A 20,537-nucleotide genomic window follows, 5' to 3' on the forward strand; every position below is an offset into this window, starting at 1 on the left:
TCCTTTCGCACATTCAGCCAACTTTGCCCAAATCAAAGGCACTTTTGCCTCTCATTTCGCACATTCCGCCAACTTCGCCGAAATCAAAGGCACTTTTGCCTCTCCTTTCGCACATTTAGCCACCTGCGCCCAAATCAAAGGCACTTTTGCCTCTCATTTCGCACATTTAGCCAACTTCGCCCAAATCAAAGGCACTTTTGCCTCTCATTTCGCACATTCAGCCAACTTCGCCCAAATCAAAGGCACTTTTGCCTCTCCTTTCGCACATTCAGCCAACCGCGCCAACTTCTCTTATTACTCTTGTTACTCCCACTACCCTCACTGCGCACATCCCGCCACCTAAATGCCAATCCGCATACCATCGCCCTTTTAACCATTCCTTTACACCCCATTCCTGTACTCCTATCCTCTCTTTCATCCTCCAACTCCCCAACACACCCCAACAAAAAAAGCCAAACGCCACCTCCCCAAAAGGGAAGCAGCGCGTGGCTTGTCACAACCATTTGTATCCTAACAACTTTAATATTTCAACAAACCTAGTATTCCAACAAATCTAATATCCCAGCAAACTCTTAGTCTTCGCAAAAATCTCGTTCGCCAGCTCCGTATAACGCGTGCTGCCGTTAGCCTCTACCTGGGCTTTGTAGCTATCATAGTTGTCGAGGCTCTCCTGGCCGGTAACGAATTTCAGGGTCATCGTCTTGACATAATCCATGAGCGGAGTGGAGATAAGCTTCATCTGCTCGCTCTCCTCGGCGGTCGCCATGATCGGCGGAATCAGTTCGCGTGCTTCACGCGTCTCCTGGATACGGGTCATGAAGTCCCGCTCACCTTCGGTCATTTTGGACAAACGGAGCTTCTCCGAGCCACCGTAAGCGAACATTCCGCCGGCGAACCCGTAATCAACATTCAGCTGCTTAGGAGCGCCTTCATTCATTCCGTTATAGTAAATATCGGGATTCAGCACTACATTACCGTCTGCATCAAGCGTATACGTCTCGCCCTCTACACCCCACAGGCTCAGCATCTGGCCTTCACCCGAGTACCAGAACCAGTCGATGAAGCGCAGCATTTTGATAAAGCCCTCTTCACCCAGGTCATCCAGCGCATTCTGGCTAATCATAACGCCATTCTCCAGCCGGGAGTTCTCAATCTGCAGCTTGCCCTTCGGACCGCCAGGCTGGGTAATCATATACAATTCGGCGTTCGGGTCCTGCATCTTGCTCTTGAAATCAGCCAGTACCTGGTACACGCCGCTGATAGCATAGGTATCGCCTTTGAAGAACTTCGCCTGTGCCGCATCATCCTCCTGGGTGAACGTTTCCGGGTCCAGGATGCCGTCACCAACGAGCTTATTGAAATAGCCCACGAAGCTCTTGAAATCATCAGAGTTATCGGCAAAAGTGAATTGCTGCTTGTCGTTATCAAACGTCAGCCCATTGGAAATCCCCCAGCCGGCGGTAACGCCGTACTGCACAGCAGCGATATTCAGGGCAGATTCACCTTTGAACTGGTCAGAGATAACGTATGGGGAGCCTGTGTAATCTTTTACCTTTTTCAAGGCTGCAGCAAATTCTTCATAGGTCCAGTTGCCCTGTTCCCCCTCTACATCCACTCCTGCCGCCTCAAAAACATCCTTACGGATAATGTAAGAGTAGCCGCCGCCCGCAATCTCCCACATGCCCGGAAGCACATAGTACTTGCCGTCATCACGCAGCTTCATCTTCAGGTCGCCTTCCATCCCCCAGTCCTTAACCGCCTTGGAATAGTTCGGCATGTACTGGACCCAGTCACTGACCGGAACGATCTGGCCGGACGCAACGAAAGCGGATTCATCATAAGTCTTGGGAATAATATAAGGGGCATCACCGCTGTTAACCAGCAGGGATTTCTGATTCTCATATTCGGTTCTGGCTGTAATGGACAAATCGAAGGTTACATTGGTTTTCTCCTGAATGGCGCTCCAGAGTCTCCAGTCTGCTTTGTACGGATAGTTCTCATGGTCACTGTACATCATCGAGTAGCTGACAGGCTCACTCGAGCGGAACGTCTGGTCCTCGCCAAAGGTATAATCCTCAGCCTTACCCGCTTCCGCATTCGCCGCCTTCGTCGCTTCCGGCTTATTGCTGTTCGCTGCACCGTTGTTACCGGATGAACAGGCCGAAGTAAACACAAGCAGCATTGCCATTAATCCCATGCCTACCGATTTCGTGAATTTCATATTGTGCCTCCCCTTTATGGTTCAAGCTTGTATATAACGGAGTGCAATATGCACATCCGGTTATACCGTTACCCTTTGACAGCCCCGATCATCATGCCCTGTACGAAATATTTTTGGACAAAAGGATAGATACAGATAATCGGCAATGACGTTAGCACCATGGCGGTCGATTTCACACTTGCGGCAATCTGGCTCGTCTGGTCGGAGGTGGCTCCGATTTCCGTCGGACTGATCGCATTATCGATAATCTGTTTCAGATACAGGGCAACCGGCCATTTCTCCTTCGACTGCAGATACAGGGAAGGGCCGAACCAGTTGTTCCACATCCCGACCATCACGAACAACATAATGGTGACGAGAATCGGCTTCGACAGCGGCAGAATGATCCGTGTAAAAATCCCGAACACCCCCAGACCGTCAACACGCCCCGCCTCCTCCAGCTCACCCGGCAGACCGGCGAAGAACGTCTTCATCAGGATGACATTGAAAGCGCTGATCGCTCCCGGAATAACAATGGCCCAGATGGTATCCCGCAGCCCTAAGGTTTTGGCTACCAGAATGTAGTTGGGGATCAGCCCGCCGCCAAAATACATCGTAAACAGCACGAAGGGAATAAAAAACTTATTCAGCCGCAGTTTATCTTTGGAGAGCGGATAAGACATGACTGCGGTTGCAGCTACAGCTATAAAAGTACCGACGACAGAGTACACCAGCGTGTTCCAGTAATATAAGAAAAAGTCCGGCTTGCTAAGAATGACCTGATACGTCTTCGTCGTGAATTCCACCGGAAAAATCGAGACCGAACCTGCATAAATCGCCGCCTCCGAGCTGAAGGACTGGGCCACCAGATAGACGAACGGATACAGGGTAAACAGCACGATCAGGATCATAAAAATACTGTTCATGATATTAAACAGGCTGAAGGTTCTGCTGCTCTTCATGTTCTCTGCTCCTTTCTACCATAAGCTTGATTTCGTAGTCCGCTTGGACACAGCGTTGGCCGTTGTCACCAGAATCAGCCCGATAATGCCCTCGAACAGGCCGACTGCAGTCGCATAGCTGAAATTACCGCCGGTGATCCCCATCCGGTACACATAGGTGGAGACGACATCTGCCGATTCATAGGTAAGCGGATTGTAGAGCAGCAGGATTTTCTCAAAATTAGAGCTTAGAATGCTGCCGATGTCGAGAATCAGGAGCACCATGACTGTCGGCAGAATGCCGGGAATCGTAACGTGCTTGGCGAGACGCATCCGGTTGGCCCCGTCCATTTTGGCTGCCTCATACAGTGCCGGATCAATGCCGGTCATTGCAGCAAGATAGAGGATCGTTCCCCAGCCCAGCCCCTGCCATACCCCGGACGTAACATAGATGGGCGTGAACCATTCCGGCAGCGAGATGAAGGCGATTTTCTCAAGTCCAAGTGTGGCCAGCAGGCCGTTAACCGGACCGGTTAAGGAGAGAATTTCTTTAATCATCCCTGCAACAATAACCATCGAGATAAAATGGGGCAGATAGGAAACGGTCTGGACGAATTTTTTCCATCTGAGCCTGCGGATTTCGTTGAGCAGGAGCGCAAACAGCAGGGTAAGCGGGAATTTAACCACCAGGTAACTCACGCTCAGCGTCAGATCGTTGAAGAATGCCCGCCAGAAGGTCGGGTCCTTCATGAACATTTCAAAGTAAGTAAAGCCGACCCATTCCGTTCCAAAAATATTCGGCCCGCCCCTATACTTACGGAAGGCAATAATATTCCCCAGCATCGGAGCGTACTTAAAAATCAGGAAATAAAGTACGGGAATGACCAGGAACGAATAGAGCTTCCACTCCTGCTTAACATGCCTCCACAGCGGCGTCTGATCTTTCCTCTTAAGCTGCTTGCGGGCTGCCCCACTGATTTGCGGCTGAGCTGCCATTATGCGATCACTTCCTTAATAAAAATTCATCTTCTCCAGCATGAATCCGTTTACATCCCGACTGTACCCCGCCCTCCGCCTGTGCATCAATGTTCATTAAAGAAAATGATGTACGAAACCCGTGATTTGGCGGCTGATATTTTGAACATGATGGATGATTTGGCGAATTTGGCTTGTCTGAACGTAAAATAACCCCACAAAGCGGGGCCTTAATATGGAAGTTGACTCAGGTACTTTGTGGGGACCCCGAAAACATATAAATTCCTATGCTTAAAAAAAGATGGCCCCGAAGTGCTTCGGAGACCATCTTTCTTCAATATAAATAAGTTTACCCCTGCTCCTGAATCGTTCGGTACTTGCCGGGGGTGATGCCTTCATACTTCTTGAACACACGGATCAGCGCATGGCTGCTGGCGAAGCCGACGCGGGCCGCCGTCTCGTCAATGCTTACTCCCTCTATGAGCAGCGATTTGGCCGCTTCCACCCGGGTATGGTTGATATAATCGTGCAGCCCCATCTCTCCTGTCTGCTCCCGGAACAGCCTGGATACGTACTGCGGGGTCAGCCGGAATTCATCTCCGATCAGGGCCACGCTGAGGTTCTTGTCATTATAATTCTTTTGCACATAATCAATGATCTTCTCACTAATCCCGGTGCCGGCCTGATTATTCTGCTTGCTCTTAAGCAGTCCGCATACCCGCCCGAAAATATCCATCAGCTCCTGCTCAAACTCCGCCTTGGTGGTGCACGATAAGAGCCGCTTCAGCGGACGCCATTCCTCCCAGGGGATACCGGCCTGCTCCGAGTCGGGAATGGTTTTGATCATCGTTGTTGCCAGATCCAGCAGCACACACTTCGCCATCTCATGGGAAACCTCAGCTTGGAACGCCTGCCCGATCACGTTGCTGATCATCTGCTGCGCCTTGCCGAATTCCTCCGCCTTCAGGAAGTTAATCAGAATCATCTGCTCATTCACGGTGAAGAAATAGCTGCTCTCGCCGGGCTTGATATCCCCGTACCAGATCAGCGCCCGATCCCCGAGCATAATCCGGTGCTCCTGCGCCTCCAGTGCCTGCACAAAAGCCTGATGAATCCCGTCCAGCCCGCTCTGCAGATTACTGCCTACTGCCGTGAACCGGAGCTTGTACCGTTCAAGAATGAAGTGGCCCGCCTGCGCCAGATCCTGCTCCAACTGTTCCTTCCAGTGCTCCGTGAACCCGGGATATACATTCACCACCGCTGCAAGCATACCGTCAACATCTGTAAAATGCAGCATCACTCCCTCACCCGCCGTATCCTGAGCGATATTCGAGACGATGAACTGCGATAAGGCCAGATCGGTTACGCCTCCCTCACTGCTCTCAATATAGAACAGCATTACGGCAAAGGTATCCCCCATCCACGACAAATGGTAGGCCTTCGCCAGCTCCGTCAGCGGAACATTGCGGTCCGTCTGCCCCTTCAGCAGCTTAACCAGATAATAATCCTTCAGCACCCGCAGCTGCTGGGCCTGCTTGTTGTTCATATCATCGCGCTCGCGGATCGTCTCCAGCACACTGCTGCGGATAAAGGTGTATTCATCCAGATAAGCCCCGCTGCGCGGCATCGTATTGCGTGAGAAGACGCTCACCAGCTGCTTGATCGGATCATAATTTTTGCGGGCAAAATAAGTAATTACCGCCCCCCCGATCACAAAGCACAGCAGCAGCCCCAGCAGGTTCAGGTTACGGATGGTGCCGACGCGCTCCCAGAACACTTTTGTCGGAAACACACTGATATACTTCCAGCCCGTTGTATCGGAAGATTCGATGGTAATCATCGACTTTGCATCCTGAAATGAGCCCGTAAATGTCCCTGTCCCGCGGTCATTCCACTCCCGGTAGAGCGGAGGAGCAATTGTATCCTGGCCGGCATTCTGGATCAGCACCTGATTATTCGTATCCATAATGAACACCTGGCCGCGTTCCACCCAGTCGATATTGCCCAGCATGGTCATGATTTTCTCGGCGTTAAGCGCAATAATCAGCGTCCCTGCCGTCTCCGAGCTGCCCTGCTTCGTCAGTGACCGGACATAAGCCGGAGTGTAGACGACAGTCCCCTGATTCTCTACGGGAAGCATCACATATCCGCGCGTCTGCTCCCCGTTAATGAGCTCCTGCCAGCTGCCGTAGCTGAATGTATCCGTCTGCAGCTTCATTTCATAGAAGTCCTGCTCCTTCACATAGGTTTCGCTTGAGAGCACGGTCTGCAGCGGCTTAGAGTAAAGATATATCCCCTGTATAAAATCATTCGCCGACAGCAGCTTGTTCAGCTCCTGCTTCATCTCATACACACCGTAAGCGCTTTCTGTTCTAGACGAGATTAATTTGCGCACATCCGGATGGATGGCCAGCTGAGCCGCCAGGCTCTCCGTCTGCAGCAGCTCCCCGTCCACGATGTACCTGACCTGCTGCAGCATCGCGCCGCTCGCCAGCACGATCTCACGCTTGACGATCTCCCGGGTCTGGCCGTATATAATTAAACTGAGTATGACCGGTATACATAGAATCACAGCATACGAAACAAATAGCCGGTAAGCTACACTCCGGGTGAATTTTCCCCGCATCCAAGCCAATACTGATCCCCTGCCTCATTGTTCTTTTTGTAATGTCACTCTTTTTGTACATTACCAATGATAGCACGATCCTTGCACAGGGTTGATGTACAAATTGAACCTGTATGTTCAATTTGTGTAGTGCAGGGGAAATCCGGTAGTCCTGGTGCGGATTGCTTAATTCTGTCCGCCTTGCCCGCTGCCTCTATCACTGCCCTGCCCGCCGCTGCGTCTCATCCCGCCGTTCATCCCGGGGAACCCGCCATCCGTGCCGCGGCCTCCGCCAAAGCCCTGTCCCCCGTTCATCCGCGGGCCTGAGCCGCTGCCGTCACTGGAGATTGTCTGAGAGGAAATAGCATCGCACGAAGTCAGCACCATAGAGCAGCTGAGCACAGCTATGATCACAGCGGCATAACGTCTGATCCGCATTCTTCATCTCCTCCTTCCGGTAAAGTAATCATACACATCCTTAAAGCCCATGTACGAGAACACGATCAGCAGCGGATACACCGGGAAAATATACCGCGCCTTAATCTCCCACAGCAGATAAAATCCGATAAACCCAAGTATAATCAGCACCAGCGGAGTCTCCGCGTAACGTCCAGCCCTGATACTTCCAATCAGCCGGACCAGAATGCCGCCGTACATCAGCAGGTTCAGCCCATACATCATCCACAGCAATCCGCTCCGGTAGCCGGAATCTCCTTTAAAAAGCTCGGTAGCAGCATTTGTATAACTATAGCGGTCCATAACCATGCCGACCATTCTGCCTCTGTCACCCGATGAGCTGTCATTGCCGAGTCCGTAGCGCTCCATCTGGTAGGTGCCTTCCGTCCAGGTCCAGATCAGCTTTTTATAATACATGTTTACCAGATCGCCTGCGCTTGCGTCCGCCAGCTTATTACTGATCTCCTCTTTGAACAGCTCCGTACTTGCCGCCTTATTGTAATCAGCATCCTGCTGGTAGATCGTATAGCTCTCCCGGTTGTCCCAGAAGCCGAACGTCTCCAGATTGATGCCCATATTCAGCCACATGTAGACCGGTGCCGAATTGGTATTGACCGATTCATCCACTACACCCGCTGCCTGCAGCGCCGCATTCTGCGTCCAGCCCGGCACATTGAACAGCGCACCCGTAAGGAGCAGCGCCGCCAGCGTCTTCCGCACACCCAGCCTACGGATACCAAGCAGCAGGCTAAGCAGCACCGCAATCAGCACAATGACACCGACGCTGCGGAAGCAGTTCCCGATGGCCAGCAGGATGGCTGCAAACAGAATGTCCTTTAATGATTTTCTTTTCAAAAATGTCACGGCAAAATATAATGCGCCCGTCAAAAAAGCAGTAGCAATCACATCATTGTAAATAAAATTGCTCATGAACAAGGCCGGCAAATAGGTTGCCGCAAGTATCAGAACCCCATAGTCACGCTCCCGGGACTTAACGTTAAGCTCTTTATAAAGCAGGTAAATCATTAACGCGGTTAAGAGCGTGAACAGAATATTGAATAGTTTAATCGTCAGGTAATTATCCGGGAAAAGGTACAGCAGCGTCTTTAAGTAGAGAACCGTCGAGAAGTTAAACGGGAACATATGCAGATACCCGCCTGTCTCAAAGGAGGAATAATCGCTGCGGTAGAGCATATCGAGCGCCAGATTAAGCACCGTCTCGGAATCATCCGTCGGCAGACGGGGGAACAGGAAAATAATAGCCAGCTGAAGGGCAAAAGACACCGCCAGAACGGCGGGAATAACAATGCGTCTGCTGAACCTATTGAGCTTCAGGCTTATTGTATAGAGCACGGCGCTTATTGCCAGCATCAGAACGATGACCAGAATGAACAGGCCGAGCTGCTGCTTTTCCAGTACCGGTGTGTCTCCGTATACGAAATAACTGTACTTTGCCCTGATAAAAAATGAGGAAGCAATGAACAGGCCGATGAACAAGCTAAGGATGATATAAAGTGATTTGTGAATACCCTTGACCATGAGAACCTCCTCTTGCGGAGTAGTGATAAGCGCATTATAAACACTGAAACTGAACGTTAGATGAAAATGAAGCTGCGGGGATCGCGGGCTTAATCCGGCAGGCTCCGGCCAGACAAAAACACCTCCAAAAGTTGCTCTGCACAGCGGCAGAATTGCATCTCTTGAAGGTGTCCGGATTAGTTGCTTATTGTCTATTAAAAAGTGAATCTTTTTACTGACTCAATTAACTGTGACGCCAGCGCAGACTGCTGCTCCATCGATACTGCCGCCTCATTCATCACCGCGCTAATATCGGTCAGGCTGGCATTAATCTCGGCCGTATACGCTGAGGCGTTCCCTGAGGTATCTACAACCGTATCTATCACCTTACTGATCTCCTTGATGGAGGTATTCATTAGGCCTGCTGCGCCGTTCACTTCCGTTGAAATCCGGTGGATCAGCGCCGCGTCCGACTCATATTGGCGGCCGGTCTGGAGAAGAAGCTCGTAGTCCGCTTTTACATTATGGTCAATATACTCCAGCACATCCTGCGAGCTGCGCGACAGATGCTCAAATACCTCCCGCACCTGGGCCACAAGCTCCTCGATTCCTGAAATGGCCTGAGCCGACTGATCGGCCAGCTTCTTCACCTCTCCCGCTACCACCTCAAACCCTCTGCCCTGCTCACCCGCTCTGGCAGCTTCAATCGATGCATTCAGGGCCAGCAGATGGGTCTGTGACGATATCGCCTTTACGCTGTGTGAGATGACGCTAATCTCCTCAACGATTGCGCCGGCTGCGATGGCTTTTAGAATATTGTCCTGCTTTTCCCTGTAGGTCCGGTCAGCCTGCTCAAGGGAAGCCTTTACCTGCCGGCTCATCTGTACAGCACGGTTTTCCATTTCATCTGCTGAGCTCAAGGCTGACCCGGCATTTACCAGCAGCAACCGGTTCTGCTCATGGATCTGCTCGAAGGAGCTGTTTGCTTCCCGGGTGGAGTGCAGCAGACTTAACGCATCATCCGCGAGGGTTGATGAAGTTGTATGTATCGTGTTCATGCTGGCCGAAGAATTCCGGGCCGATTCCATTAGCTCATAGCTGGCTGTATTGATATTGCCCGAAATATCTGCGATTCCGGAGACCAGGGATTTGATATGAGCAGCACTTTTATCGAGCGAATGGCCGAGTCTGCTGATCTCATCATTGCCGCCAAACTTCAGCTCCCCCGACAGAACGCCTTCCCCCAGCTGCTCGGTGTACCCCAGTACCTTTTTCAGCCGCTTCAGGACCAGCTTATCGTACACAAAAACAATAATGAACACAGAGATCAGAATGCTGAGGCCTGAAGAGACCAGGAATCCGACGTTTCCCTCGATATATCTGGAGTCCCCTCCGACGATCTCAATCACCTCACCGCTTCTGTCCAGCAGATAATTTACAGTCTGCCCGATGTTGGTGCTCAGCACCTGTACAATCACAATTGCCAGCACCAGCTTAAACTTAATGGAGTTCACAGTAGCATTCAACAGCCGGTTCTTTATGCCCATAAGCCTCTCCCCCGCAAAAAATAATATCTATACCATACCCCAGCCGGATTAACTGAACATAAACAAACGGGGATGGCGGGACTAATTAGTGAGGTGATGGATGGCGGGAGTGACACGAGTGGCGGTTTGATGGGAGTGATGGGAGTGGCAGAGTGACGGAGCTAGATGTTAAGAGGGCTGGAGTGTGGGAGTGTGGGAGTGCCGGGGGGCGAGGTAACTTTATTAATGCTGTTAATTGAGCTAAACCGGACATACTGGTGTCACTGCTCTATGGTATAACGGAGTTAAGAATACAGGGGGGAGTATAGCTAATATGGCAAGCTATGAATATAACACCCAGCAGGAGTTGCTGGACACGATCCATACTAACTACATATTATTCGATGCCGAATTTGCAGGGATCGATGACCGTTACAGGAACACGCGGATACCTGAGGTGGATAAAACACCGGGGGAAATCATTGCTTATCAGCTCGGCTGGCTGCATCTCGTTATGGGCTGGGATAAAGCGGAGCTTGCAGGCCAGAGTGTGCCGATGCCGTCTGCAGACTATAAATGGAACCAGTTGGGCGGACTGTACCAGTCCTTCTATCAAAAGTACGAGGACTGTACACTCACCGAACTACGGGAGCTGCTATGTCAGGTGGAGCAGCAATGGCTGGCCTGGGTAGGCGGCTTGACGGAGGAAGAGCTGTTTACTCAGGGGATTCGCGCCTGGACAGGCCGCAAGGATAACTGGCCGATGGCCCGCTGGATTCACATCAACTCGGCCGCCCCTTTCAAAACCTTCCGGGCAAAGATCCGGAAGTGGAAAAAGCACGTTCCGGCGGAGTGAATGCGGGCGGATTCGCGGAGTGGCAGACGGGAGAGAGTTGCGGAGCTGGCTCGTTAGCGGACGAAGCGGAGATGCAGACAGAACATGCGTTAGCAGGCGGAATCAGAGGCATTTTTGCCCTTGATTCCGCCGTTTCGCCTCATGCAGGCGGAATCAGAGGCATTTTGGCCCTTGATTTTGCCGTTCCGCCCCATGCAGGCGGAATCAGAGGCATTTTGGCCTTTGATTCTGCCGTTCCGCCCCATGCAGGCGGAATCAGAGGCATTTTGGCCCTTGATTCTGCCGTTCCGCCTCATACGGGCGGAATCAGAGGCATTTTGGCCTTTGATTTTGCCGTTCCGCCCCATGCAGGCGGAATCAGAGGTATTTTGGCCCTTGATTCCGCCGTTCCGCCTCATCCGGGCGGAATCAGAGGCATTTTTGCCTTTGATTCTCCCGTTCCGCCTCATCCGGGCGGAATCAGAGGCATTTTTGCCTTTGATTCTACCGTTTCGCCTCATACGGGCGGAATCAGAGGCATTTTGGCCTTTGATTTTGCCGTTCCGCCTCATACGGGCGGAATCAGAGGCATTTTGGCCTTTGATTTTGCCGTTCCGCCTCATCCGGGCGAAATCAGAGGCATTTTGCCCTCTAATTTTATCTCCCCGCTCATATGCAAACAACTCAACCCCGCTTCTTCCTCCACGCGCTCATACCGGAACCTCCATACTTTGTTCATTATAGTAACAGCTACTACCCGTTAACAATATGGTAGAATATTGAAAACAAATAACGGAGCTGGTGATTTGTACACAGAGCAAGAATACACAATGCAAGATTACATTCTAATGGCGCAGGCTGCGCTGGAGCAGTATGATTTTCCGGGCAGCGAACTGGATTACTTGGGCAAAAGCGGCAGCGTCACTTTCCGGGTCAGAACGCTTGCAGAGACCCCGGATATTCTGTTAAAGCTGCATCACTCCGAAGGGGAACCAATAACCAGAGACAGCATTGAATCAGAGCTCATCTGGCTGGAGGCCCTATCCCGCGATACGAAGCTAACCCTTCCCACACCGGTAAAAAACCGGGAGCACGAGCTGGTTACCGCAATCACTTACGGAACACTGGAACACCTTAATGTCACCTGCTGCCGCTGGGTAGACGGTGATACCCTTGACCGGGAGCCGAGCCCCGAAGAAGTAACGCAGCTGGCACAGCTCATGTCGGCGCTGCATCAGCATTCGAAGCAATGGGAACCACCAGCCGGATTCGTCCGCCCGGTCTATCACCGTGAGAATCTGCTGTCCTCACTCGCACAATTGCAGCGTCAGCTCCCGGCCGGCCTTTTATCCACAGAGCAGTTCAACTCACTGGAATCAGCGGCCAACAGCATTGCGGAGGTCATCGAACAGCAGCCATTAACAAGGGATAACTATGGCATCATCCATTCCGATTTGCATGAGAGCAACTACGTGTTCTGTGACGGTGAGCCGAGGCCGATTGATTTTTCCGGCTGCGGGTACGGCTTCTATCTGTTTGATGTTGCGGAGACCTTCCTGCACTTATCGCCCGATAACCGCCGCACCTTTATCTCTGCCTACACCCGCCACAACGAGCTGCCGCCGGAATATGAGCACTTGCTGGAAAGCTATTTTATCTGGGCTATTCTCAGGAACTTTGCATTCCTCTCCGCTAATCCGCTGGAGCATGAAGAGCTGTCCCGAACTATTCCTTATGTAATTGAGCGCTTCTGCAGTAAGTATCTGAACGGGGAACCCTTCCTGTTGAACTAAAAAGGAGCTGTACATTCATGCTTGTTACGCCTACCCTGCATTTTTATGGACAATGTGAGGAAGCAATCGGCTTATATCAGAAAGCGTTCGGCCTGCAAGTCGGTTACCTTCTGCACTATGCAGACGCCGATCCGCAAGACTGGGATTTCAGCATTACAACAGGGCAACGAAGCTATGTATATCACGCAGAGGCTTACATCGGCACTCAGCGCATGATGCTCGCGGATGAAATCGGGCCGGTGGCCTCCGGAAATCCCAATCTCGTCCTGACTATTACCTTTGAAACAGATGATCTGGTAAAAGAAGCCTACGAAACACTCAAGGAAGGCGGGAGCATCATCCAGCCTTTGCGTACAACGACATACAGCTCCTCTATGGCTTCCGTGGTGGACAGGTTTGGCTTCCGCTGGGGACTAATGACGGAGGGTTAAGTCAAAGAGGGCGGATTACCGCCCCCTTTATTAAAGTTCGGACGGCTCCGGAAGATCCCTTTATCATTTAATGACATCATTCAGCAGCATAATTACATTCTCTTTCTCATTTTTACTTATGGTTATCTTCTTATTAGTAAGCCAATTGCGTTTTAGTATAAATCTGACTGTTACAGCATTGGCCTCTTCTTTGACGGAAACCTTCGCTGTCTGCTCCCATCTCCACATTCCATCTCTCGTTAAAATGCCCTGATCATAAATCTCAATTTTACTCAGTGCTCTTACCAAATAAACGGGTGCCAAAAGGATTAAGTACATCGGCCAAAATAGAAACATCAGCTCTATATCACCCTCTGCCCCATAGAACCGGATCACTTGATACCCTCCAATAGCTAAGAATAACAATCCGAAAATGACATCAAGAGTAAACCTTGCATCCCTGACAATCAGCAGCCGGTTACCCATTGTTCTCCGGATTGCTTGTCTCCGTATGATTACAGTTATACACCAGATTACTACAATAAGAGCCACTACAATAGGAATAGTAATAAACAAATCAAACCCCATGATTGATTCTCCTTTTATTTCAAGTCAATATCTGCTCAGCCTACATAAGGCGCGTAATCCCGCTCATAAGATACCTTAGTCTCCTCGTACGTCGGCATATCTAGAAACTCTATTCTTTCAACCTTTATATGCAAAAAATCGTCAGCAATGATCTTCACCACTCGTTCAATCGCATACATATCCCATGCTGCTGACAGCTTCGAAAAGATCGTGATGTAAACAGGCTTATACCCTTTATCATTTACGGGTGCGGAATGGCCTACCTGACGGGAAAGCTCTTTTTCATTAGGCGGATAACTATAACTGTAGTATACATCCTCTTCTCCCTGTAAAAAGGCTTCAATCTCCTCACAGAATTCCTCATCATCAACCCTATCCAATTCATGCTTTAAGATATACGAGAGGCACGGCTCAGTCATAAGGTCAAAATACCCCAGACGCTTACACTTTTCTTTATCTGCATATATAGTGATCTCATCGTTAGCACTTTTGTTACAAAACCCATAAACCCCGTACCAGAATAGCCAGTGCCGGACATTCACATAAACAGTAGTCGAGATGATAAATTCGCCTCCATTATTAAAATCTGCACGCGCACAATAACCTTACGTAAAAAAACTCTGCCCATAGCAAATATATGCAGTTCAACAACAGGTGCAGCCTCTACACTGCGTCATACATACAAATTCCCCTTCCCGCCGGGAAAGGCCTCATCGTTTATCGTTCATCCATCATCTCTTTTTATTCAATCTCACATCATCAGCGGAACAAATACCGAAGCCGCATTAGCCTGCCGGAACCGGGCGATGACCTGTCTGCTCCAGTCGCGCTGATGCCCGGGATGCTCTGACAGATACAGCTCCTCCAGATGATTGAACGCAGCATCATACGGGATACCGGGATTATCACCGTTCACTTCAAGCTGGCTGATATGCAGATAGATGCCACCTGGCAGCGTTATCTTTTCTACACCATCCGGCAGTCCGGTGAACGAGCTGACTCTTGTGCCGAAGCAGGAATTGTACTTCCCCTCTTGACCGCTATCCGCCGCAAACCCGTAGTAATCATGCAGATAATACTTTGCTGCTTCAGTGGCAAACACCTGGTCCTGCACGCCAAAATACTTCGTAATCACAAACTCCTCGCTATCCGGCAGAGTCATGCTGCAGGCGATCTTCATCTCTGGGAGAGTAATGGCCTTAAAACGCAGGGAAGCGTAGCGCTCAGCAACCGTCTGTGCCGTCATAACCGGTTCATATTTGGTCAGAATCTCTCCCGCGCTGTCATATGTATTGAACCCGCAGCCCGCAGGATTATATACATAGCTGGTAGTATTGCGGAAATCCCCCACAAAGTACTCATCCGCATGCATACGTTCGCCGTACCCCAGCCGTCCTTCCTGCTGCCCCTCATTAATCAGGACCTTGGCATACCGGCAGGCCGGTACTGTAAACGTCTCCGTATACTCCGGCAAATGGTCCGGCAAGTCCTCCAGACTGTCCACCTCATAGCCCACAATCACCTTATAGTTGCCGTCGCCTTTAACCTCTGTCCGTACTGAAATAACGTTATCCCCGCCTTGGAGTCTGCTGCTGATTAGGCTGGAGAGCAGGGTCATATCACCTTCTGATATCAGCTTCTTGGTATAAAAGTAGTCATTCAGAATACAGCCCGCATGCCCGAATCCTGAGAATCCCCCGTAACCCCGGCTTTCGAACGTCACCGGCAGCGCAATTCCGACAATCTTCATCTCCGGCCTGTCAACAATTGCACATAACTCAGTAACCTGCTCCACAAGCACTTCATTTGGAAGCTCCATCTGGCTCATCTCCTCCACCATTCTCAGTATTGCCGGCTTAACCCGGGGGCTGTAACCTTCCGAAGCCTGTTCGGGGAGGTCCTTTTTTCTTAGACTCATGTTTGTTCCAGCTCCTTTCATACCTTTATTTTATTTACAATCAGGCCTGCGGTATTATCGGTTTATAACAGCTTCCAGCCCGATCCATACCTTCATCAGTATCTTCTTCGGGTCATGACTGCCGTTTGTCTTGTATGTAGTAAAAGCGGGCGCCTTCCCCCTGATCCATCCGTCTTCTCTGATCAAGCTGTCCAGCAATTCGCCGAACACCCTGCTGTCGCTGCAGCTGCCTGTTCCTCAGCGCCCTCTCCCAAGCGGCTGGCGGCCAGAAATAACCGTTCATCACAATACTCCACGCGGATGCTGTTGTAATCCGGCCGCTTGACCACCTGCAGATACAGGACCAGCCTGTTCAGGGCACCGCTCTTGCCTATATACTCCTCAAAATAACCGCCCTCAGCCGGCTTGAACATACTTACTCTCAGCCATTCCCCGTAAAGGTAGTCCAGGCCGGCGTAATCTCAGCTTCATTATTGTTAACCGTTATTCCGGCAAATGTACGGGTGACTTCCAGATGCACAGCCGCTTCTCGAAAGACACTGTCGGCAATGCCCGGTGTTCAATGCCGTCTGGTTCAGGATGATAAAAAGCAAAATGCAGCGTCTTGGGGATTATATCTGTAGTAACCGTTACCTGCCTTACAGGCTGGCTGCCGTATGCGGGGAAGTAATAGCAGGCATCTTTCTTCTGGTATTCCAGCGGAGTCATAGCTGTGGCGGATTTCATATATTTGCACAGGGCCTGCTGGGAGCTGTAGCCGCAGGCATAGGCAATCTAGGCCAGCGGCAGCTCTGCCGCTCTGATCAGGGCAAGGGCAACCGACAGCCGGCGTTTGCGGATATACTCCTTTACCGAATGTCCGGTGTAGGTGTAACAGTCCCGGTAGAGCTGCATTAGGGAGATGTATCCGGCCTGTGCCGCCAGCTCAAGGCTGATCTCGCTATGCAGGTGTTCTTCTATGTAAGAGATGGACTTCTTGAATCGGGCTGCTGTGTCCATTGTAATCCTCCATTGGATAGGGGAATGGGTGTGTAGCATTAACAAGGTATATTCTATTAAAAAACAGCAGAAGATGTATGGCAAACACATCATTTACAAATGTAATTTACTGGTATATATTAAGGGCAATATCCATTCTGCTTTGGAAGGTTTTTAGTTTACATCGGATAAACTACCAAAACATTTCATTTGAGAGGATGAGCAATTGTATGAAAAAAATGCTTACATCAGTACTTGTCTTCATTATGGGCCTGTCAATGAGCTTTGGTCTAACCGCGTCTGCTAACCCTGTCACCGTAGACTATGGATACAGCTTTAACCATTCCCTTTCCTCAGGCCAAACCTACACTTACAATCTCCCTAACGCCAGAACATCCGGTACAAGCGTGAAAATTACAACCTCCGTTGCCAACGTACTCCGGCTGCATTACTACTGGAGCTATAACAATGCAACAGTTGACCTTGGCACAGCTATTGTAAATAAGACTAATTACAGCGGCGGTGCAAGCTATTACCAGACCGGCACGCTGGTCACTGTAGTAGAACGTGTTCCCGGATCAACGACTCCTTATCCTTTAATCGCCTACACGATTAGCTTTAATTGAACAGTCTAGATCAAAGCTGCCATAACTTGTGTTAAAGACCGCCTTTGGCGGTCTTTTTAGTATGGTGTCTGCTTGTCCGTTTAGACTATATACAATCAGCTTTAACTTTGTACAAACACATAAGTCCCCTCATCAGACAGCTCATCCGAGTAAGCAAAGTTCAGCCCTTTATACTCCTTAATCTCCTCAACACGGCTGATCTGCCGCTCGGCCATGAAGCGGACCATTTCGCCCCGGGCCATTTTGGCGAAGGTGGCTTTTTCGGTTATTTTCCCTTTTACTTCTTGTCCGAACACGCATGTAACCATATGAACGTCCTCCCCCAGATACGGAGAGACACACTTGCTGTACTCCTTGGAGGCCAGGTTCACGATACAGTCGGTTTCCGCAAACAGCTGGTCCGCCAGCTTCCGGTTCCAGAACTTGTACAATGAGCTATAGCCGGGTCCGGCCAGTTTGGCCTGCATTTCCAGCCGGTAAGGAACAACGCCGTCGAACGGGCGCAGCATCCCGTAGAACCCGGAGAGAATCCGTAAGTGCTCCTGCAGATACTCCAGCTCCTCCATCTGCAGCACGCCCGGCGCCATGTACTGGTATTGCAGGCCTTCGTAGGCGAACACCGCCGGCGTTAGATTCCGCTTCAGCTTCATATGGGTAATGCGCTCCACATTCTGCGCAGCGATGTCGTCATTGCATTTCCAGATGCTTTTTAACTCATCATAATTCAGTTTTTGTAATGCGGCTAACAATGTCTCCGACTCGCTGATGAACTGCGGCAGCTGACGCTCCGCGAATACATCCGTGTCGATCTTCATCTTCTTGGCAGGTGAAATAATGATTCGCATGCTACTCTCTTTTCTGGCCCAATGGCGGTAATAATGTACTCTTATCCTATCATATTTTGCGTTCAGCAGCTCTTATCCCCGTCTGCTACACAGCAAAAAAGCCCAAGCATACGGCAGACCGCCGCATACTTGAGCTTTTTTTACCAAACAAACCTATTAGCCGATCGTCTTAATCACAGTATCATAAGGAGCGAGCTCCAGCGTCTGCATGCCGAATTCCGTCTCAACCGAGGTCTTCTGCGTCTCTGAGCTGTTGTTAATTACAACGAGAATCTTGCTCTCCGGATAGTAAGCGCACTCTGTGTAGAGGTTATCCGTAATGTACTTGTTGTCATTCAGCTCGCCGCCCGCATAACGAATCAGGTTGAGCAGCAGTCTCGTATTCTCCAGGTTGAACTCGAAGGAAGGCAGGTAGATCCCTTTTCCTTTGCCAAAAGCGTTCGAGGACAACGTGATTCTGCCGCCCGATTGCTGCACAACCGAAGCTGCACCATCGGTCAGGTAAATGCCCTGCTTCGCTTCAATGCCCGCTCCTTCAGGCAGCAGGCCCAGCTCATCCTTGGCTTCAAAAGCCCACCGGCCATGCACCACTCTGGCACCTGTATCCTCATCTACACCGAGAACATGGGCCATTCTGAAGAACGTGTCATACCCTTCTACTGCAGAAGGCTGGTTCACCCCGATGAACGTACCGCCTTCATACACCCATTTGGTCAGCATATCGACCACTTTGCTGTCGTTCCAGTGCTTGCCGCCGCTCCAGGCGGAACCTGCTGCACCTGCATTGATCACTACATCAACGTTGTTCAGCACGCCCTGGCGGATGTCCTCGAAGTCGATGAACTGCACTTCCACCGGCGAACCGGACAATGCCTCATTGATATGAATCAGATCATGCATAAAGGTTTCGTGGAAATGGCCGGACAGCGTCCAGGATCTCAGCTTGCCCCAGCTGTGCAGTACCGCTACCTTGGTTTTCACCTGGTAAGGCTTGCCTTGGCTATGCAGCTCTTTGATCTCTCTGAATTCATCTGCAATCTTCTCGATGTAATCGCAGAAGTCCGGGTATGGCTCAACCAGATGCAGGTAGCCGCCCAGTCCAATACGGTCAATCGGCTCGCGCAGCAGGGCACGGCGGATGTTAATCCAGTATTTCTTCGCATCCAGTGTAGGGTCTCCGCCCTCCATGAAGGTAGGCGCGCCGCCCAGTCCAACCGGGAACAGGTAAGGATGCAGACGGATTTCGTGCGTGTCCACTTTGACACCGGAGCACATACGCGCTTCATAGCCGGAGAATACACATTTGATCATGCCGTCGAAGCCAAACTCCTCGAACCGGTCATTGTAAGGCTCCATGCCAACCCAGCTGTCATCATAAAAGACATAAGCCAGCTTGCCGTGACTGTGAACAATATCGATAAGCTGCTTGCTGAAGCCAATGACAAAGTCATTAATGAACTCCATCCAGTCCAGCTTACGCTGCTCAGCCGGAATGTGGCTGACACGGTACTTGCCGCCGTTAACGAAATCTTCAGCAGTCAGGGAATAGCCGTATTTCTTGGCAAACAGATCAAGCGCTCTTGCACTCACGGTAAAGTCATATGAACCCCAGTCGGAGAACAGGTGGCGGTTGCGCTCACTGCTGCCCCAGATCCAGGCGAAGTTATAGAACAGGGAAGTAAAGCGGACTACCGTTGTTTCTTTATGCTCCACGCACCATTGTTCCATCCAGTCCAGCATATACTCCTGAGTCTCCGAGTACATCGGGTCGATCTGCATGAGGTGGTCCTTGGTCCAGTTGTTCGTGGTGTGGTTGTACATGGAGATCTCTTCCCAGATGCGGTAAGCCATGAAGCTGACGGTGTATTTATGCCAAGGCGTAATCCCGGTCAGCACCACATTCCCCGATTCACGGTCGTAATTCCACTGCTCGCGCGGAAGCTCTTCCCCCGTCGTACGGTCAACAACCTGCCAGTATTTGAACGCTTCCTTGGAGTCATTCACTCTGAACTGGTCAGCGAAGAAATCCTCCATCACATAGATGGACAAGTAATCCTGTACCGCTACCTTCGGATTGGTGATCAGGAAGGACTGCTGCAGCTTGTCAGGATTCTGCGATGCCCATTCATTATGGTCACGGATGATACAGATTGTGGAATAGATGCCGTACCCCGCGTTGATTATTTCATCAGACAGCTTGGTGCCGTCACTGTCACGGATGACATCCGCACCCCAGCGGTCAGCCAGCTCCAGCGTCAGCTTTTCATATCCGGATTCGCCCGGCAGTGTAAAAGAGCCCTTAGTATGTTCAGTCAAATTCCTT

The 20,537-nt window shown here is 50.7% G+C and carries 21 protein-coding genes; 6 read left to right on the forward strand and 15 right to left on the reverse strand.

What is annotated here, in order from left to right; translation table 11 throughout:
* A partial coding sequence (locus BN3772_RS29050; RefSeq protein ID WP_042204039.1) for a hypothetical protein occupies nucleotides 1–343 on the forward strand: 343 nt, incomplete at its 5' end.
* A 210-nt stretch (nucleotides 344–553) separates the two neighbouring features.
* Here the strand turns inward: BN3772_RS29050 and BN3772_RS29055 are convergent.
* From BN3772_RS29055 to BN3772_RS29085, 7 genes are all read right to left on the reverse strand, one after another.
* Nucleotides 554–2,221 carry an ABC transporter substrate-binding protein gene (locus BN3772_RS29055; RefSeq protein WP_042204040.1) on the reverse strand — a complete coding sequence of 556 codons (1,668 nt, stop codon included), beginning with the start codon at nucleotides 2,219–2,221 and terminating at the stop codon, nucleotides 554–556.
* 68 nt (nucleotides 2,222–2,289) lie between these two features.
* A complete protein-coding gene (locus BN3772_RS29060) occupies nucleotides 2,290–3,162 on the reverse strand; it encodes a carbohydrate ABC transporter permease (RefSeq protein ID WP_042204042.1) in 873 nt (290 codons plus the stop codon).
* A gap of 15 nt (nucleotides 3,163–3,177) precedes the next feature.
* Nucleotides 3,178–4,137: an ABC transporter permease gene (locus tag BN3772_RS29065; RefSeq protein ID WP_042204045.1), complete on the reverse strand. Its 960-nt coding sequence runs from the start codon at nucleotides 4,135–4,137 to the stop codon at nucleotides 3,178–3,180.
* A 328-nt stretch (nucleotides 4,138–4,465) separates the two neighbouring features.
* Nucleotides 4,466–6,742 carry an AraC family transcriptional regulator gene (locus BN3772_RS29070; protein WP_042204095.1) on the reverse strand — a complete coding sequence of 759 codons (2,277 nt, stop codon included), beginning with the start codon at nucleotides 6,740–6,742 and terminating at the stop codon, nucleotides 4,466–4,468.
* Between the two features lie 165 nt (nucleotides 6,743–6,907).
* The gene (locus tag BN3772_RS29075) at nucleotides 6,908–7,159 is read right to left on the reverse strand and encodes a hypothetical protein (protein WP_042204047.1); all 252 of its coding nucleotides are present in this window, start codon (nucleotides 7,157–7,159) and stop codon (nucleotides 6,908–6,910) included.
* Between the two features lie 3 nt (nucleotides 7,160–7,162).
* Nucleotides 7,163–8,716: a glycosyltransferase family 39 protein gene (locus BN3772_RS29080; protein WP_042204048.1), complete on the reverse strand. Its 1,554-nt coding sequence runs from the start codon at nucleotides 8,714–8,716 to the stop codon at nucleotides 7,163–7,165.
* Between the two features lie 194 nt (nucleotides 8,717–8,910).
* Nucleotides 8,911–10,242, reverse strand: coding sequence for a methyl-accepting chemotaxis protein (locus BN3772_RS29085; RefSeq protein ID WP_042204050.1), 1,332 nt, complete (start codon nucleotides 10,240–10,242; stop codon nucleotides 8,911–8,913).
* 313 nt (nucleotides 10,243–10,555) lie between these two features.
* On the opposite strand from BN3772_RS29085, the gene BN3772_RS29090 reads away from it, so the two are divergent.
* The 4 genes from BN3772_RS29090 (at nucleotide 10,556) to BN3772_RS29105 (ending at nucleotide 13,280) form a co-directional block, all read left to right on the forward strand.
* Complete coding sequence (locus tag BN3772_RS29090) at nucleotides 10,556–11,077, forward strand: ClbS/DfsB family four-helix bundle protein (protein ID WP_042204052.1); 522 nt, start codon at nucleotides 10,556–10,558, stop codon at nucleotides 11,075–11,077.
* Nucleotides 11,050–11,820, forward strand: a complete 771-nt coding sequence (locus BN3772_RS29095) for a hypothetical protein (protein ID WP_042204055.1) — start codon at nucleotides 11,050–11,052, stop codon at nucleotides 11,818–11,820. Before BN3772_RS29090 ends, BN3772_RS29095 begins: the two co-directional genes overlap by 28 nt.
* Before the next feature lie 66 nt (nucleotides 11,821–11,886).
* Entirely contained in the window at nucleotides 11,887–12,849 is a 963-nt protein-coding gene (locus tag BN3772_RS29100; protein ID WP_042204097.1) for a phosphotransferase enzyme family protein, read from the forward strand.
* 17 nt (nucleotides 12,850–12,866) lie between these two features.
* A complete protein-coding gene (locus BN3772_RS29105) occupies nucleotides 12,867–13,280 on the forward strand; it encodes a VOC family protein (protein ID WP_042204058.1) in 414 nt (137 codons plus the stop codon).
* A gap of 63 nt (nucleotides 13,281–13,343) precedes the next feature.
* On the opposite strand, the gene BN3772_RS29110 is transcribed toward BN3772_RS29105, so the two are convergent.
* The 6 genes from BN3772_RS29110 to BN3772_RS29135 form a co-directional block, all read right to left on the reverse strand.
* Nucleotides 13,344–13,847, reverse strand: coding sequence for a hypothetical protein (locus BN3772_RS29110; RefSeq protein ID WP_042204061.1), 504 nt, complete (start codon nucleotides 13,845–13,847; stop codon nucleotides 13,344–13,346).
* Between the two features lie 35 nt (nucleotides 13,848–13,882).
* Entirely contained in the window at nucleotides 13,883–14,266 is a 384-nt protein-coding gene (locus tag BN3772_RS29115; protein ID WP_157643676.1) for a hypothetical protein, read from the reverse strand.
* Nucleotides 14,267–14,598: 332 nt separating this feature from the next.
* A complete protein-coding gene (locus tag BN3772_RS29120) occupies nucleotides 14,599–15,765 on the reverse strand; it encodes a GyrI-like domain-containing protein (RefSeq protein ID WP_042204065.1) in 1,167 nt (388 codons plus the stop codon).
* Between the two features lie 182 nt (nucleotides 15,766–15,947).
* The gene (locus BN3772_RS29125; protein WP_042204068.1) at nucleotides 15,948–16,178 is read right to left on the reverse strand and encodes a hypothetical protein; all 231 of its coding nucleotides are present in this window, start codon (nucleotides 16,176–16,178) and stop codon (nucleotides 15,948–15,950) included.
* A gap of 70 nt (nucleotides 16,179–16,248) precedes the next feature.
* Nucleotides 16,249–16,491, reverse strand: a complete 243-nt coding sequence (locus BN3772_RS29130; RefSeq protein WP_042204070.1) for a hypothetical protein — start codon at nucleotides 16,489–16,491, stop codon at nucleotides 16,249–16,251.
* Between the two features lie 48 nt (nucleotides 16,492–16,539).
* A complete protein-coding gene (locus BN3772_RS29135; RefSeq protein ID WP_042204072.1) occupies nucleotides 16,540–16,764 on the reverse strand; it encodes a helix-turn-helix domain-containing protein in 225 nt (74 codons plus the stop codon).
* A gap of 209 nt (nucleotides 16,765–16,973) precedes the next feature.
* Between BN3772_RS29135 and BN3772_RS29140 the strand changes: the two genes are divergently transcribed.
* On the forward strand, nucleotides 16,974–17,369 hold the full coding sequence (locus tag BN3772_RS29140; RefSeq protein WP_042204074.1) for a hypothetical protein: 396 nt from the start codon (nucleotides 16,974–16,976) through the stop codon (nucleotides 17,367–17,369).
* A 101-nt stretch (nucleotides 17,370–17,470) separates the two neighbouring features.
* Here the strand turns inward: BN3772_RS29140 and yaaA are convergent, their stop codons facing one another.
* Together yaaA and gnpA are read right to left on the reverse strand one after the other, a co-directional pair.
* The gene (gene yaaA, locus BN3772_RS29145) at nucleotides 17,471–18,214 is read right to left on the reverse strand and encodes a peroxide stress protein YaaA (protein ID WP_042204076.1); all 744 of its coding nucleotides are present in this window, start codon (nucleotides 18,212–18,214) and stop codon (nucleotides 17,471–17,473) included.
* 156 nt (nucleotides 18,215–18,370) lie between these two features.
* A complete protein-coding gene (gene gnpA / locus BN3772_RS29150; protein WP_042204078.1) occupies nucleotides 18,371–20,530 on the reverse strand; it encodes a 1,3-beta-galactosyl-N-acetylhexosamine phosphorylase in 2,160 nt (719 codons plus the stop codon).
* Nucleotides 20,531–20,537 lie beyond the last annotated feature (7 nt).

The sequence above is a fragment of the Paenibacillus camerounensis genome (assembly GCF_000723885.1).
In the GTDB taxonomy this organism is placed as follows: domain Bacteria; phylum Bacillota; class Bacilli; order Paenibacillales; family Paenibacillaceae; genus Paenibacillus_AQ; species Paenibacillus_AQ camerounensis.